This window comes from Qipengyuania sp. SM2507, assembly GCF_053714505.1.
On sequence record NZ_CM132307.1, the window covers coordinates 1,662,869 to 1,678,122 of the forward strand.

General features: G+C 66.3%; 16 protein-coding genes. 4 read left to right on the forward strand and 12 right to left on the reverse strand.

Translation table 11 applies throughout. The features are described 5' to 3' along the window. Positions 1-72 precede the first annotated feature (72 nt). From ACWIKC_RS08085 to ACWIKC_RS08120, 8 genes are all read right to left on the reverse strand, one after another. Positions 73-1,113, reverse strand: a complete 1,041-nt coding sequence (locus ACWIKC_RS08085; protein ID WP_454597001.1) for an alpha/beta fold hydrolase — start codon at positions 1,111-1,113, stop codon at positions 73-75. Further along, the gene (locus ACWIKC_RS08090) at positions 1,110-2,120 is read right to left on the reverse strand and encodes an SO2930 family diheme c-type cytochrome (protein ID WP_454597002.1); all 1,011 of its coding nucleotides are present in this window, start codon (positions 2,118-2,120) and stop codon (positions 1,110-1,112) included. The genes ACWIKC_RS08085 and ACWIKC_RS08090 overlap by 4 nt, the downstream gene beginning before the upstream one ends. Continuing rightward, positions 2,117-3,322: a parallel beta-helix domain-containing protein gene (locus tag ACWIKC_RS08095; protein ID WP_454597003.1), complete on the reverse strand. Its 1,206-nt coding sequence runs from the start codon at positions 3,320-3,322 to the stop codon at positions 2,117-2,119. The genes ACWIKC_RS08090 and ACWIKC_RS08095 overlap by 4 nt, the downstream gene beginning before the upstream one ends. Before the next feature lie 60 nt (positions 3,323-3,382). Next, positions 3,383-3,736, reverse strand: coding sequence for a hypothetical protein (locus tag ACWIKC_RS08100; RefSeq protein WP_454597004.1), 354 nt, complete (start codon positions 3,734-3,736; stop codon positions 3,383-3,385). A gap of 5 nt (positions 3,737-3,741) precedes the next feature. After that, positions 3,742-5,232 carry an NAD(P)(+) transhydrogenase (Re/Si-specific) subunit beta gene (locus ACWIKC_RS08105; protein WP_454599467.1) on the reverse strand — a complete coding sequence of 497 codons (1,491 nt, stop codon included), beginning with the start codon at positions 5,230-5,232 and terminating at the stop codon, positions 3,742-3,744. A gap of 98 nt (positions 5,233-5,330) precedes the next feature. Further along, a complete protein-coding gene (locus ACWIKC_RS08110) occupies positions 5,331-5,615 on the reverse strand; it encodes an NAD(P) transhydrogenase subunit alpha (RefSeq protein WP_047806364.1) in 285 nt (94 codons plus the stop codon). A gap of 46 nt (positions 5,616-5,661) precedes the next feature. After that, positions 5,662-6,783, reverse strand: coding sequence for an NAD(P) transhydrogenase subunit alpha (locus ACWIKC_RS08115; protein WP_454597005.1), 1,122 nt, complete (start codon positions 6,781-6,783; stop codon positions 5,662-5,664). A 10-nt stretch (positions 6,784-6,793) separates the two neighbouring features. Continuing rightward, positions 6,794-6,919, reverse strand: a complete 126-nt coding sequence (locus tag ACWIKC_RS08120) for an aa3-type cytochrome c oxidase subunit IV (protein WP_454597006.1) — start codon at positions 6,917-6,919, stop codon at positions 6,794-6,796. 169 nt (positions 6,920-7,088) lie between these two features. On the opposite strand from ACWIKC_RS08120, the gene ACWIKC_RS08125 reads away from it, so the two are divergent. Both ACWIKC_RS08125 and ACWIKC_RS08130 read left to right on the forward strand, forming a co-directional pair. Then, entirely contained in the window at positions 7,089-8,507 is a 1,419-nt protein-coding gene (locus ACWIKC_RS08125; protein ID WP_454599468.1) for a sigma-54-dependent transcriptional regulator, read from the forward strand. Between the two features lie 61 nt (positions 8,508-8,568). Next, positions 8,569-9,348 carry an SDR family oxidoreductase gene (locus ACWIKC_RS08130; protein ID WP_454597007.1) on the forward strand — a complete coding sequence of 260 codons (780 nt, stop codon included), beginning with the start codon at positions 8,569-8,571 and terminating at the stop codon, positions 9,346-9,348. Here ACWIKC_RS08130 and folP read toward each other — a convergent pair. From folP to ACWIKC_RS08150, 4 genes are all read right to left on the reverse strand, one after another. Then, on the reverse strand, positions 9,345-10,484 hold the full coding sequence (gene folP, locus ACWIKC_RS08135; protein ID WP_454597008.1) for a dihydropteroate synthase: 1,140 nt from the start codon (positions 10,482-10,484) through the stop codon (positions 9,345-9,347). The two genes, ACWIKC_RS08130 and folP, sit on opposite strands and share 4 nt — an antisense overlap. Positions 10,485-10,527: 43 nt before the next feature. Beyond that, positions 10,528-11,676, reverse strand: coding sequence for a DNA methyltransferase (locus ACWIKC_RS08140; RefSeq protein ID WP_454597009.1), 1,149 nt, complete (start codon positions 11,674-11,676; stop codon positions 10,528-10,530). Positions 11,677-11,889: 213 nt separating this feature from the next. Beyond that, on the reverse strand, positions 11,890-12,819 hold the full coding sequence (locus tag ACWIKC_RS08145) for an oxidoreductase (protein ID WP_454597010.1): 930 nt from the start codon (positions 12,817-12,819) through the stop codon (positions 11,890-11,892). Beyond that, on the reverse strand, positions 12,816-13,442 hold the full coding sequence (locus ACWIKC_RS08150) for a ribonuclease HII (RefSeq protein WP_454597011.1): 627 nt from the start codon (positions 13,440-13,442) through the stop codon (positions 12,816-12,818). The genes ACWIKC_RS08145 and ACWIKC_RS08150 overlap by 4 nt, the downstream gene beginning before the upstream one ends. On the opposite strand from ACWIKC_RS08150, the gene ACWIKC_RS08155 reads away from it, so the two are divergent. Then, positions 13,441-14,631 carry a PQQ-dependent sugar dehydrogenase gene (locus ACWIKC_RS08155; protein ID WP_454597012.1) on the forward strand — a complete coding sequence of 397 codons (1,191 nt, stop codon included), beginning with the start codon at positions 13,441-13,443 and terminating at the stop codon, positions 14,629-14,631. The two genes, ACWIKC_RS08150 and ACWIKC_RS08155, sit on opposite strands and share 2 nt — an antisense overlap. Before the next feature lie 64 nt (positions 14,632-14,695). Then, positions 14,696-15,226 carry a GNAT family N-acetyltransferase gene (locus ACWIKC_RS08160; RefSeq protein ID WP_454597013.1) on the forward strand — a complete coding sequence of 177 codons (531 nt, stop codon included), beginning with the start codon at positions 14,696-14,698 and terminating at the stop codon, positions 15,224-15,226. Positions 15,227-15,254: the final 28 nt, after the last annotated feature.

Sequence of the window (15,254 nt, forward strand, 5' to 3'; positions counted from 1 at the left end):
CCTGATTGTATTCGATTTCGTGCGGGCCTGCGTACCCACCCCTCATGCTACGAGGAGTGAACGGCTATGGTTTCAGCGAGTTCCGGCAAGGGGTGGCGCAGCTCTATCCACAGCGGCTTGCGCCGTCTCGCCGAGGGGGATCCTTGCGAGAAATTCGCGCAGATCCGCCACGCTGCGTTCTGGTGCCTCTTCCATGGGCAGATGGCCGATCCCGGGATAGTGCACCAGCTCGGCATTGGGCAGAGCGCCCATGTACCACCCAGCCGCGGTGAAGGGGATCAGCGCGTCCTCCTCGCCCCACATCACCAGCGTCGGCACGGTCACCCGCGTCACATCCGCACGCGCATATTCCTCTCGAGGGATGGCGAAGCGATCCAGCGTCGCGGTGCGATTGCCGGGATAGCGAAGCAGCTCCCAATAGCGGTCCACCGCCTCGGGCGTGACCACCGCCTGGTTGGAAACGCTTTGCGACAGGCTCTGCTCGATCAGCGCGCGCGGGGTGATCGAGGCGACCAGCGCATTGATCCCGGGGAGCCGTGCCAGCGTGAAGAGGATATTGCCGCCGCCCTCGTCTTCGCTCTCGTCGGCGGAGGCGTTTTCGCTCCTATGGTTCATCGGAACGCCGCTGGCATCCACCAGCACCAGCCCTTCGAGCCGTTCGGGATGGGCGATGGCGTAACCCATCGCGATCGCGCCACCCATCGAATTGCCCCCCAGAACGAAGCCTTCGAGCCCCAGAGCGTCGGCCACCAGATCCACATCCGCGATAAAGGCTTCCCGCCGGTAATCGCCATCGGCCGCCGGGCCGGTGAGGCCGTGGCCGCGCTGGTCGTAGCGGATCACGCGGTAGTCGCCGCGCAGATCCACGGCCCAGGGTTGCCAGGTGTGCAGATCGGCATTTGAGCCGTGGAGCAGCATGACGACCGGCGCATCGCGCGGCCCTTCGTCGCGGAGATGGACGCTTCGTCCGTCGGCCAGTTCGACGAATTGCGATGGCGGCCCGCCGTATTTCGCGCGCATTGCCTCAGGGTCGGTATCGGGAACGCGGAACACCAAAAACGCCGCCGCGATGACTACGACCAGCAGCGCGAGCCCGCGCCAGAACCATTTCATTTCGCCATCCCCTCGATCCAGCGCGCGACCACGCCGAGCCCCTCACTGTCCACGGTTGCCTTGCCCAGTTCCGGCATCGCGACGCCGGTTTCGGTGCTGTCCATCCGATGGACCATGATCGACGCGTGCGGCTCGCCGGGGACGATCCCGAATTCAAGCCCGCCCGAACCGCGACCCGCCGCCACCGGGCGCTTGAACACCCCGAAGGCCTGCGGATCGCGCTGCTCCCAGCGCAGGTCGAGCCCGCTGTTGGAGGCGGTCGCCCCGCGGCGGTGGCAATGCGCACAATTAACGTCGAGATAGGCGCGCGCCGCCGCTTCGACCGGAACCTGCGCGCGGGCTTCCCAGCGCGGCATGGTGTCCGCTCCCGCTGGCACGCTGCCCACCACCGCCTTGAGCCATCCTGCCGCCATGTTGCGGGCCTTGGGACCGATCGGCACCACCGCACCTTCTAGCCCGTGGCATTCCTTGCACTGGTTCTTGTTGGGGATGCGGTAACTGATCGCCTCTCCCTCGGGGGTCACCACCTGGGTGCGCCCGCCCACCAGCGCCAGCACCGCTTCGGTCTGCTCGTCGTTCCAGAGATAAGGCAGCGCCTCCCATCCTTCCGCCCGGTGGAGCAACACGCGGGTCTCGATCAGGCGCCGCTCCGCGCCTTCGCCAAAAGCGAAGGTCTTGATCAGCGCCGAACCTACCGGGAAACGCAGCAGCCCCTCGCCGTCGGCGGTGGGCCGCTGGCCTTGCGGCAAATAGACGAATCGCAGCTTGTCCGCGCCGTCCGAATAGAGCGGCGTGTTGAGCCGATAGGGCGTGACCCCCGCGGCGGGTTGCTGCTTCGCCGGGTCGGAGAAGAAGCCATAATCGGCAAGCGTGGCGGGGAAACCATCCATCACCGCGGCGTCGCTCACGGTATCGACCGGTTCGGTTGCGCCGAGACCCGGGTACGCCGCGATGCTTCCGCCGAGCGCCAGCACGGCAGCGCCGAGCAGGATCGCCGCGTGTTTCACTTGAGCCGCGCTTCCAGCTCCGCACCTGCCCCCCAGCCCTCGATCGCAATCTGTCCGCCGGGCACGCCGACATCGAGCGGCGCGGGACGGGCACCCGCCATGCCCTTGCCCTGCTCGGTCAGGTTGAGCGTCCAGCCCGCGATATCGGGGTGAACGGTCAGCGCGATCGACTCCGGATCGCCGACCAGCCCGTCCCACATCACCGGCGGCAGCGCGCCGCCGAAAGCGGCGAGCAATTGCGCCGCACCGTCGATCTGCGGATCCTTGCCGCCCTCGTCGACCTGGTTCCACTCCACCGTGACGGCCCGCGGATAGGGATTGTACTCGGGATCGTCGAAAGCAAGCGGATAGGCGATCACCATGATCGGCGCTGTCGGGTTGTTGTAGAGCAGGTTCTGACCGATCCAGACGTTCTCATTGGCCATCACCATGATGCCGGTGCCGCGCCGAACGCCGGCGACGATATTGCCTGGGGGCGCGAAATTGGGGGTGGTGTTGGCGGCGACGAGATTGTTGCGCACCAGCACATTGCCGCCGCCCATTACCGGAAGGTCGGGCAGGTCGAACACCAGGATCCCGCCCGTGTTGCGGCTGACGAAATTGCGCTCGACGATGGCATCGCGGCTGTTCTCGATCTCGATCCCGGCGACATTGTCGGTCGCGACCGAATTGCGCACGGTGATCCTGCTCGACTGCCCGACATAGATGCCCGCATCCGAGGCGCCGGAAACCTCGCTGGAGTCGATCAATATGTTGGTGCTCTCGACCGGATAGAGCCCGTAGGCGCCGTTGGTCGCCTTGGGCCCGCCGGTCCAGGTGACGCGCACCGCGTGGTAGACGATGTCGTCGGCGCCCTTGGATTTGATCCCGTCGCCCTTGGGGTTCTCGACCCCGAAATCGCGCAGCGTCACCCCGTCGGAGGTAACCAGCAGTCCTTCGCCCGAGCCCTGCTGGCCCGTGAAATCGAGCACGCTGGCGTGCATCCCGGCGCCGCGAATGGTGACATTGTCGACATCGAGGCTGAGCCCGTCGAGCATGGCGAAGCGCCCTGCCTCGAGCACGATCTCGTCGCCCGGTTGGGCGAGGATCAGCGCCTCCTGCAATCGCTCCTGCGCGCCCTCGCCCGGCGCGATGGTGTGGGTGGCGGCCAGCACCGGCGCGGTGGAGGCCAGCGCGAGCGCGGCGATCGTCAGGCGGATCATGGCAGTCTCTCCCTCTTTTTTCGGCATAGTGCCGCACAGGAGACGGAATGCAAGCGCGACCTATTGCGCGCTTCCACCAAAGCCCAGCGCGCAGATCGCGGCGGCGGTGGCGATCACCTCGACCGCTTGGCGGTCGTCGACCCGGCGCACCCGCGAGAGCACTTCACCCGGCGAGAGCGGCACGGGCGTTTCGCCCTCCTGCGCGCTCAGGCCCTCGAGCTTGCGCAACTGATTGAGCGTCAGCCGCTCTGTCATGCGCGAGGCCATGCAGCCGGCCTGCCCCTGCGGGACCCCGGCCTCGACCAGCGCCGCCTCGACGCGGCGTTCGGTCACTTCCTCGACACCGCCGAAATAGCCCCACAACCCGAGGCAGACGAGCGCGATGAGAATGATGACGATGAGCGTACGGCGCATGGCGATCAATCCATCGCCTTGACGATTTCCTCGACCATCTTCTTGGCATCGGACAGCAGCATCATGGTCTGGTCCATGTAGAAGACTTCATTGTCGACCCCCGCATAGCCGACCCCGCCCATGCTGCGCTTGATGAAAAACACCTGCTTGGCGTTGCCGACATCGAACACCGGCATGCCGTAGATCGGCGAGCCCTTGTCGGTCTTGGCGGCGGGGTTCACCACATCGTTGGCGCCGATGATGAAGGCGACATCGGTCTGAGCGAATTCGGAATTGATGTCCTCGAGTTCGAAGACCTCGTCATAGGGGACGTTCGCCTCGGCCAGCAGCACGTTCATATGGCCGGGCATGCGTCCAGCGACCGGGTGAATGGCGTATTTGACCTCGACGCCCTTCTCCTTGAGCATCTCGGCCATCTCGCGCAGCGCGTGTTGCGCCTGTGCCACCGCCATGCCGTAGCCGGGGATGATGATGACCTTCTCGGCCTGCTCGAGCATGAAGGCGGCATCGGCGGCGCTGCCCTGTTTGTAGGGTCGCTGCTCGCGCGGTTCGCCCGTGTCCGAGGTCGCATCGCTGCCGCCGAACCCGCCCGCGATCACCGAGAGGAAGCTGCGGTTCATCGCGCGGCACATGATATAGCTGAGGATCGCGCCGGAACTGCCAACCAGCGCCCCGGTCACGATCATCGCGGTGTTGCCCAGCGTGAACCCCATCGCCGCCGCCGCCCAGCCCGAATAGGAGTTGAGCATCGAGATCACCACCGGCATGTCCGCCCCGCCGATCGGAATGATCAGCAGGAAGCCGATGAGGAAGGCGAGGAGCGTGATGGTGATGAAAATCCAGGGTTCCTGAACCTGGGTCAGATAGGCAGTTAGCCCGAGGATCAGCACCAACGTACCGAGGTTGATCACATGCCGGGCGGGCAACAGGATCGGCGCACCGCTCATGCGTCCCGAAAGCTTGGCAAAAGCGATGACCGAACCGGAAAAGGTAATTGCACCAATCGCCACGCCGAGCGCCATTTCAAGCCGACTGATCGAATCGATCAGCAATATCGGCTGCAAGGTCGCCTCGACGACCGGCGCGTTGACGACCAGTGCCCCGTCGACGAGCGCCTCGATGCCAAAAGCGCTGGGATTGAGCCAAGCCGCCCAGCCCACCAGCACCGCGGCGAGGCCGACCAACGAGTGAAACGCCGCAACCAGCTCTGGCATCGCGGTCATGGCAATTCGGCGCGCGATGATAAAGCCGATCGCGCCGCCGATGGCGATGGCGATGGCGATTTCGACGATATTGGCGACATCATGCGTCACCAGCGTCGTCACCACCGCCATCAGCATGCCCGCCATGCCGAAGCGGTTGCCGGTGCGGCTGGTGGCGGGGTTGGAGAGCCCGCGCAGCGCAAGGATGAAGAACACGCCGGCGACGAGATAGGCAAGGCCGACCCAGGGGTCCACCGGCTCGCCGGTCGCGGCATGCGCGGGAACCGCCCACATCGCCATCCCGGCGAACGCTGGGCTCGCTGTCCACCAGCTCCGGCGCGAGCCGAAAAAGACCCCAGCTTTCGCTGGGGTGACGGCATTGGAGAAGCCCATCACTTCTTCTCCTTCTTCTTGTACATCGCCAGCATCCGTTCGGTGACCGCGAAACCGCCGAAGATGTTGACGCTCGCCAGCACCACGCCCGCGAGCCCCAGCCATTTGGCCGCCGGGCTCCCCGCCTCCGCCGCGGCGATCAGCGCGCCGACGATGATTACCGAGGAAATCGCGTTGGTCACCGCCATCAGCGGCGTGTGCAGCGCAGGGGTGACCGACCAGACGACGTAATAGCCGACGAAGCAGGCCAGCACGAAGATCGACAGGATCGATATGAAGTCCATTAGTTTTCCTCCCCGGTACGGGGAGGCAGAGGGCCTTCACCCAGCATCATTCCATCAACCTCGCGTTCACCACCTTGCCGCCTTGCGTTAGTCGCACGGCGTCGCCGATTTCCTCGTCGAGGACGGGGCGGCCCTGCTCGGTATCCCAGAAGGCGGAGAGGAAATTGTAGAGGTTGCGCGCGAACAAGGCGCTGGCATCGGCCGCCAGTTGGCCCGCGGTGTTGCTATAGCCGATGATGGTCACCCCCTGCCTGACCACGCTTTCGTCGGCCACCGAACCTTCGACATTGCCACCCTGCGCGACCGCGAGATCGAAGATCACGCTGCCCGGCTTCATACTGGCGATCTGCGCATCGCTGACGAGCCGGGGAGCAGCGCGCCCCGGAATCAAGGCCGTCGTGATGACGATGTCCTGCTTGGCGATGTGCTCGCTGACCAGCTTGGCCTGCGCCGCCTGGTATTCCTCGCTCATCTCGGTGGCATAGCCGCCCGAGCCTTCGCCCTCGATGCCGGCGACGTCCTCGACGAAAATCGGCTTCGCGCCCAGCGACTGGATCTGTTCCCTCGTGGCCGAACGCACATCGGTGGCCGAGACCTGCGCGCCCAGCCGCTTGGCAGTGGCGATCGCCTGAAGGCCCGCGACGCCCACCCCCATCACGAAGACCCGCGCCGCCTGAACCGTGCCGGCGGCGGTCATCATCATCGGGAAGGCGCGGCCATAGGTATCGGCGCTGGCGATCACCGCCTTGTAACCGGCCAGGTTGGACTGGCTGGAGAGCACATCCATGCTCTGCGCGCGGGTGATGCGGGGCATGAATTCCATCGCCAGCGCTTCGAACCCGCCATCGGCATAGGCTTCGACCCGCTCGCGCGCTCCGAAAGGATCGAATGTCGCGGCGACGAAGGCACCGGGCTTCGCGCCGGCGAGGGCAAGCGGATCGGGCGCCTGCACGCCGAGCACGATCTCGGCGCCCGCGACCGCCTGCGGCCCGGTCGTAACTTCGGCCCCGGCGTCGCTATAGGCGGTATCGGGTATGGAGGCACCGGCCCCGGCGCCTTCCTCGATAGCGACAGTGGCGCCCAAAGCGATGAATTTCTTCACCGTTTCGGGGGTCGCGGCGACGCGGTGTTCGTCGACCGCGCGTTCCTTGAGGACCGCGATGCGCACTAGGCGGCGATCAGTCCGCGATCAGGATGACGATCACGAGCGTGATGATCGCGATCAGCGGCACTACCCATTTGAGGCTTCCGATGAAGCTGTCATAGGTCTTGGTGGCCTTGGTGATGTCGTGAGGCGAAGCCATGTATTCCCCCGGCTTGGATAATTGCGTTGAAGATCGCTCTATAGCGAGGCGTGCGCCCGCTCAAGCCCCGCCCGCCTCGCATCACCCTTAATCCGCTTTTTACCCATTTCGCCTAAGTCGGTTTTTCCGCCGGGAATTTCCGGCGCGCATGGAATGGGCGGAAACGGTTATGGCGGAGAGCGATACGCGCCTCCTGATGCTGATTGACGACGAGCCGGCGCAATCCCGCCTCGTCGCCGCGCTCGCTGCGCGCGAGGGCTGGCGCACGGTGGTGGCCGGCTCTGCCGAGGAAGCGCTCGACCTGCTCGCGGCTCCCGAATGCAACGACCTGGGGGCCATCCTGCTCGACCAATGGGTCCCAGGCGAGGATGCCTGCGACCTGATCCGCGCGCTCAAGTCCAGCCGTCCCGCCGTGCCCGTGCTGATGATCACCGCCAGCGCCTCCCCGCTGCTCGCGGTCGAGGCGATGCGCGCGGGCGCCACCGATTATCTGATCAAGCCTGTCGCCCCCGAGCGGCTGCTATCGACATTGCGCAGCGCAACCCGCGCCGAAGCGCCCAAGGCGGAATTGCAGCCGCTGGCCGAGAAGATGCCCGCCACGCTCGATTTCGACGCGATGGTCGGCAGCGCCCCGCCCTTCCGCACTGCGCTCGCCAAGGCCGCGACCGCAGCGCGCGGACACGGCCATGTCATCGTCGAGGGCGAGACCGGGACGGGCAAGGAAATGCTGATGCGGGCGATGCACACCTCCAGCCCCCGCGCCAAGGCACCGATGCGGATGATCTCGATCGGCGGGACCTCGGCCGGATCGATCGAATCGCTGCTGTTCGGCCACGAACAGGGTGCGTTCCCGGGCGCCTTCGACCGGCAGGTCGGCGCGCTGCAGCAATGCGACGGGGGCACGCTGCTGCTCGACGAGATCGACCGGCTCGAACCCGCGCTGCAGGCGCGGCTGGCCGAGGTGCTCGTCACCGGCGTGGTGCGTCCCACCGGCGCCAGCCACGGCTTCAAGATCGATATCCGCATCATGGCGGCAAGCGACCTGCCGCTGGCGGCGCTGGTCGAGGCCGGAGAGTTCGAAGTCGAACTCTACAAACGCCTCAATGGAACGTTGGTCGAATTGCCGCCGCTGCGCGAGCGTGCGGGCGACATCCCGGCGCTGACGCGCTATTTCCTCAGCCGGATCGGCGAACAGCCGGGCCTGCGCCACCACTCGATCGCCGACAGCGGGCTCAACCTGCTCGAGGTCTACGACTGGCCAGGAAATGTCCGGCAATTGCAGGCGGTTCTGTTCCGCGCGGCGGTTTTCTGCGACGGCGAGTCGCTGACCGCGGAAAGCTTTCCCCAGCTCTCGGAACTGCTCGGCGCGATGGACGACCGCGCCGAGAGCCGCCAGCGCGGGCTGGCCGTCATGCTCTACACCAACGACGGCAATCTGCGCGCGCTCGAAGAAATCGAGGCCGACGTCATCCGCCTCGCCATCGGCCACTATCGCGGACGGATGACCGAGGTCGCCCGGCGCCTCGGGATCGGTCGTTCGACGCTCTACCGCAAGCTCGGCGATCTCGGGATCGACAACGCCGCCTGAACCGGGACCTGGATCGACAGTCTCGCGCAGCGCCGCTAACCCTCGGATCAGAGGTGGCAAAATGGCAGAATTGAGCGATTCCCTGTGCGTGGTAACCGGTGCCGCCAGCGGCATCGGCAAGGCGATCTGCGCCGCTTTCGTCGCCGAGGGCGCGCGGGTCATCCTGACCGATATCGAGGTCGAAGCGGGGCAAGCCGCCGCCAAGGAGCTCGGCTGCGAATTCCTCAAGCTCGATGTCCGCGAGGAAGCCGACTGGGATGCGCTGGCCGAGAATGCGCCCCAGATCGACACCATGGTCAACAACGCCGGGGTGACCGGCTTCGAGTTCTCGCCCGGCCCGCATGATCCCGAACACGCCACGCTGGCCGACTGGCGCGCGGTGCAGGCGGTCAATTGCGACGGAACCTTCCTCGGGTGCCGCTACGCGCTGCGCGCGATGAAGGCGCGCGGCGATGGTTCGATCATCAACGTCTCCTCGCGCTCGGGGCTCGTCGGCATCCCCGGCGCCGCCCCCTACGCCGCTTCCAAGGCGGCGATCCGCAACCACACCAAATCGGTTGCGCTCTATGCGGCGCAGCAGGGCTGGCGGATCCGCTGCAACTCGATCCATCCGGCGGCGATCCTGACCCCGATCTGGGAGCCGATGCTGGGCGACGGGCCCGACCGCGAGGCGCGGATGGCAGCGCTGGTCGCGGATACGCCGCTCAAAAGGTTCGGGACGGTCGAGGAGGTCGCCGCGCTGGCGGTGTTCCTCGCCAGCGACAAGAGCGCTTACATGACCGGGGCGGAGCTGGTTCTGGACGGCGGCTTACTCGCCGGTTCGGCAGCCTCGCCCGGCTAACCGGGCAGATCAGCAAAATCGGTCAGCGCCGCATCGCGCAGGCCTCGCCAGACGTTTCGCGCCTGGACGGTTTCCGCCGCATCGTGGACGCGCAGCACCTGGACCCCGGCATTCATTCCCGCGAGCGCGAGCACAAGGCTACCGCCGAGCCGGTTCTCGACCGGAGCCTCGTTGGACAGCGCCCCGATCATCCGCTTGCGGCTGGCGCCAAGCAGAATCGGATGGCCGAGCGCGTGGAACATAGGCAATGCGTTGATCAGCGCGGTGTTGTCGGCCAGCGACTTGCCGAAGCCGATGCCCGGATCGAGCAGGATCTTTGCGGGCTCGATACCCGCTTCGAGCGCTGCATCGCGGCGCGCGCGCAGCGCGTCGAACACTGCGAACACCACATCGCCGTCGCCCGCGCCCGCATTCGATTTGGCGTGGAGATCGTCGCCCGCCGCACCCGGCGCGTGCATCAGCACCACCGGACAGCCGCGCGCCGCGATCACTTCGGCGCTGCGCGGATCGTGCGCGAGACCCGACACGTCGTTGACCATATGCGCGCCGGCATCGAGCGCGGCTTCCATCACCGCAGCCTTGCGCGTGTCCACGCTGATCGCCGCTCCCATCGCCGCGCAGGCCTCGATCGCCGGCACCACGCGCTCGATTTCATCCCCCTCCCACAGCCGGGGAGCACCGGGCCGGGTGCTCTCGCCGCCGACATCGAGCAGCGCCGCGCCCGCTTCGACCATCGCCGCGGCGTGGTCGCGCCCCGCTTCGCGGTCCTCGAGAAAACGCCCGCCATCGGAGAAACTGTCGGGGGTGACGTTGAGAATGCCCATCACCTGCGGCTGGTCGAGCCGAACCATGCGCGACCCCAGTTGCAGCGGCGGGTGCGCGAGCGTGAGATTGGCCCATTGCGCCTCGGCCTCCGCTCCAAGCTCGGCGGGGAGCTGACCGAGCACCTCGGCGATCGTGTCGGGCGAAGCGAGCCAGCGTTCGACCACCGTGCCGCCGTCACCCTCGCCGCGGCGCTGGATCGCGGCGAAGCGGCTGGCGTAGGCCATCCCGCCGGCAAGCCGGATCGCATTGCCATGCTCGCTTTGCGGCCCGGGCACGAAACCGATCGGGCGGATGTAGATGCGGTCGGTCATCAAGCGGGATCCCAATTGCCTCGGTGCTTGCGAAGACGCGCGATCAGTCCTCGGTCGCCAGCAGGTACAATTGCCGCGCTGCGTCGATCGGGATCACTTCGCCGCCCTTTTCGTAGTGCCAGAAGCTCCAGCCGTTGCAACTCGGTGCGCCCTGCAGATCCTTGCCGAGCCCGTGGATCGAACCGATCTGCCTGTCGTGCGCCAGCGAGCCGTCGGCGCGGACCACCGCGGTCCAGCGGCGCTTGCGGTCGAACAATTGCGTTCCCGGTGGGATCAGCCCGTTCTCGACCAGCGCGCCGAATGCCACCCGCGGCGCATCGCGGCGGCTCTGCATGGTCGCGAGCGCGCTTTCGTCGAGCGGGAGCTCCTTGGCAATCCGCTTGCGCGCCGCCTCGCGATAGGGCGCCTCGCGCTCGCAGCCGATCCAGTCGCGGCCCAGCCTGGTGGCCACCGCGCCGGTGGTCCCGGTGCCGAAAAAGGGGTCGAGCACCACATCGCCGCGCTCGGTGGTCGCGAGCAGCACGCGGTAGAGCAGCGATTCCGGCTTCTGAGTCGGGTGGACCTTGGTGCCGCCCTCCTTCAGCCGTTCGCCCCCGCTGCAGATCGGCAGGACCCAGTCGCTGCGCATCTGCAATTCGTCGTTGAGCGTCTTCATCGCGCGATAGTTGAAGTGGTATTTCGCCTTCTCGCCCTGGCTGCACCACAGCAGCGTCTCATGCGCATTGGTGAACCGGGTGCCCTTGAAATTGGGCATCGGGTTGGTCTTGCGCCAGACGATATCGTTGAGGATCCAGAACCCCAGGTCCTGCAGGATCGCCCCGACGCGATAGATGTTGTGATAGCTGCCGATCACCCACAATGCGCCGTCCGGCTTTAGAACCCGCTTGCACTCCGTAAGCCAGGCCTTTGTAAAATCGTCGTAAGTGCGGAAGCTGGCGAATTTGTCCCAATCGTCGGTGACGGCATCGACCTGGCTGCCATCGGGGCGATTGAGATCGCCGCCGAGCTGGAGATTGTACGGCGGATCGGCAAAGACCAGATCGACCGAAGCGGTCGGCAACTCGCGCAGCCGCTCGACACAATCGCCTTCGAGTATCTGCCCCAGCGGCAATTGCACCGCCGCCGCGCGCGGCGCATCGACCGCCGCCTTGCGCGCCTTGACGCGCGTCATTTCGGCCTCGAGGACCCCCATGTCATATTCCCCCAATCTGCAGTTATCCACAGGGTGAGTCCAAGCCGCCTCAAGGTCAAGGCCGGAGTTCTAGGGGGGTATGGTTAATTCCGGGTTAGCTACGAAGGAACGAAAAGAGTCCGCCACTAGATGTTGAGTCTGCTGGCGTTTTCGCGACTCCACATGAAGTGGTGTGGCCCTTGGGACTCGCACCTCGCGCTTATTGTTCTCAGCTCAAGCTGCGGGCGCAGGAGCGGGCGCAAGTTCGGGATCGATCCCCGTCAGCTCGACCGACCTGGCCCAGAGCCGCGCCGCCAGCAGCGGATCGTGTGCGGTCTTGCTGGCGATGGCGCGGCCCGAAGTCCGGCCGCTCATTTCGCGAAAGCCATATGGGCCGTAGTAATCGCCCCCGTGCGCCTCGGGATCGGTTGCCGCCTGAAGCGCCGGGAGCGCGCCCTGCTCGGCAGTGTTGAGCACCGTGCCAATCAGCGAACCGAACACATTGCCGAACACTCCCAAATGGCGCGTGATCTCGGTCTGCGCGATGCCGGGGTGGCAGGCGAGCGAGACGACAGGCGAATTCGCGGCGCGCAACCGCCTGTCGAGTTCGAAGGCGAACAGCAGATTGGCGAGCTTGCTCTGGCCGTAGAACTTGGTTCGTCCGTAGCCCATGTGCGCGTCGAGATTGTCGAAATCGATCTCGGCACCGCGATGGGCGAGACTGGCCTGGCTGACGATCCGCGCGCCGCCATCGGCCGCCAGCTTGCCGAGCAGCATGCTGGTGAAGGCGAAATGGCCCAGGTGATTGACCGCGAACTGCAATTCGCTGCCGCCGGGCGCGTGCGACAGCGGTGGTATCATCAGCCCTGCATTGTTGACGAGAATGTCGATCCGCTCTTCCTGGCTTGCGCGTTCGGCGGCTTCGCGGACCGAGGCGATGTTGGCCAGGTCGAGGGGCAAAAACTCGGTCACGGCCCGCTCGTGGCCTGAGGTCAGCCGCTGCTGCGCTTCCTGCGCCTTGTCTGCGTCGCGGCACGCCAGCAGCACGCGGGCACCCTTGCGCGCCAGCCTCTCGGCGATGGCGAAACCGATGCCGGTGTTGGCGCCGGTGACGATGGCGGTCTTGCCGGTCTGGTCGGGAATATCGGAAAAGGCGAAGCTCATGCGAACATCTCCACTTGCGCGACCGGAGCGAAGCTGCGGCGGTGCAGCGGGCTCGGCCCGTATGTTCGCAATGCGGCAAGGTGCTCGGGCGTTCCGTAACCTGCGTTGCGCTCCCACCCATAATGCGGATGGGTGCGCGCCGCTTCGCGCATCAAGCGGTCGCGGTACTCCTTGGCAAGGATCGAGGCGGCGGAGATGCAGGGCTCGAGCCCGTCTCCGCCGACGATCGCCCGCGCGGGCCAGCTCCAGCCTTCGCAGCGGCCCAGCGGGGTGAGATTGCCATCGATCAACACGCTCTCGGGCGCGCAGGCCAGGACTTCGACCAGTCGCGCCACCGCCAGCGTCATGGCCAGCATGGTCGCGCCGAAGATATTCAGCCGGTCGATATCCTCTGGCTCGACGACTCCCAGCCCCCAGGCGCAACCTGCCAGTATCTGCGGCTCGAGCACGGCGCGGCGGTTACGGGAAAGCTTCTTGGAATCGTCGAGCCCCTCGGGGCAGGGCTTGCACAGCACCACCGCCGCAGCCACAACGGGCCCTGCCAGCGGGCCACGGCCCGCTTCGTCCACGCCAACGATCAACGGCGCGGCACCAAGACCTTGTTCGGGAGTTGCACACATCATGACCAAAGCATCCATCCTTGCCGCCACCCTATCGCCCCTCCTCCTCGTCGCAAGCTGCGACGGCGCGTCAAGCGGGGATACCACCGCCAATTCGACCCCGGTCGCGGGCGACGCAGCCGATAGCGGCGAGTTCGATGGCGAGTTCGCCATCCAGAGCTTCGGCACTTTCGACGAACCCTGGGCTTCCGCCTTCGTCCCAGGCACCTCTGTGCTGGTTCTGACCACCAAGCCGGGCGAATTGCGCGCGATCGACACCGAGACGCGGCAGGCGATCACGATCACCGGTGCGCCCGAGGTCGATTACGGCGGCCAAGGCGGTCTGGGCGATGTCGCCTTTCTCGACAGCGAAGCCTCTTCGACCCTTGGCACCCGCACGATTTATCTTAGCTGGGTCGAGGCCGGCGAAGGCGATACCCGCGGCGCGGTGGTCGGGCGCGGCCAGATGGTCTGCGCGCAAACCAGTTCCTGCAGCATCGAGGGCCTCTCGGTCATCTGGCGCCAGAGCCCCAAGGTTACCGGTCGCGGCCATTTCTCGCACCGGATCGCCTTCAGCCCGGACGAGAGCCATATGTTCATCGCTAGCGGTGATCGCCAGAAGTTCACTCCGGCGCAGGACACCACCAACACGCTTGGCAGCATCGTCCGTCTCAACCTCGACGGCACCCCGGCAGCCGGCAATCCGCTCGCCCAACGCGGCGGCGCGAGCGCGGAAATCTGGAGCTGGGGCCACCGCAACATCCTCGGTATGGACTTCGACGACAGCGGAAGATTGTGGGAGATCGAGCACGGCCCCAAGGGCGGCGATGAGCTGAACCTGGTCGAGCGCGGCGAAAACTACGGCTGGCCGGTGCGTTCGGACGGGGTCAATTACGATGGCTCGAACATTCCCGACCACAGTGCGGATGACGGCTTTACCAAGCCGGTCGTGAACTGGACCCCGGTCATCGCGCCCGGCAATTTCGTTTTCTACAGCGGCAATCTGTTCGGTGGTTGGAACGGCGACGCGATCATCTCGGGTCTTGCGACCGAAGCGCTGATCCGCGTCGAGATGAACGGGACCACCGCTCGCGAGGTTGCCCGCTACGACATGGGCAAACGCATCCGTTCGGTGATCGAAGGGCCCGACGGAGCGCTGTGGGCCCTCGAAGACGGCGATGGTGCCCGGCTCCTTCGCCTGACGCCCGGCTGAGCCTAACCCAGGCAAGGCGATAGCTGTCGACTTGCCTGGGCCCGGGCCCTAATTCGCGCAGCCAATGTCTACGCTGATTCCCCTGACCGCGGTCGAACCCGCGCTGATCGAGCAATTGCTCGACGCCGCTTTCGGTGAAGCCCGCCATGCGCGCACCGCCTATCGTATTCGCGAAGGGACCGAGTGGCTCGAGGCGCTCAGCTTCGCGGTGCTCGACGAGGAGGATTACCTCACCGGCTCGATCCAGATCTGGCCGGTCGCGCTGACCGATCCCAAGGGCCGCCCCCACCCGATGCTGATGGTCGGCCCGGTGGCGGTGATGCCCGGACGACAGGGCGAGGGCTACGGCAAGGCGCTGATCACCGCCGCGCTAGGTGCCATCGATCCGCGCGCTGCGCTGCCGCAGGTGCTGATCGGCGACGAAGCCTATTACGGCGCCTGGGGTTTCGCTTCGGGCCATACCGCCAGCTGGCGCTGCCCGGGTCCATGGGACCCTTCGCGCCTGCTGGTCCGCGCGGAAAACCCGGGTGTCCTGCCGCTCGAAGGAATGCTCGGGCCATGGAGCGAGGAAGCGCGCGCGGCCTTGGCGAAATAGGCCCGCTCTGCCATCCCTGACCCGGAGC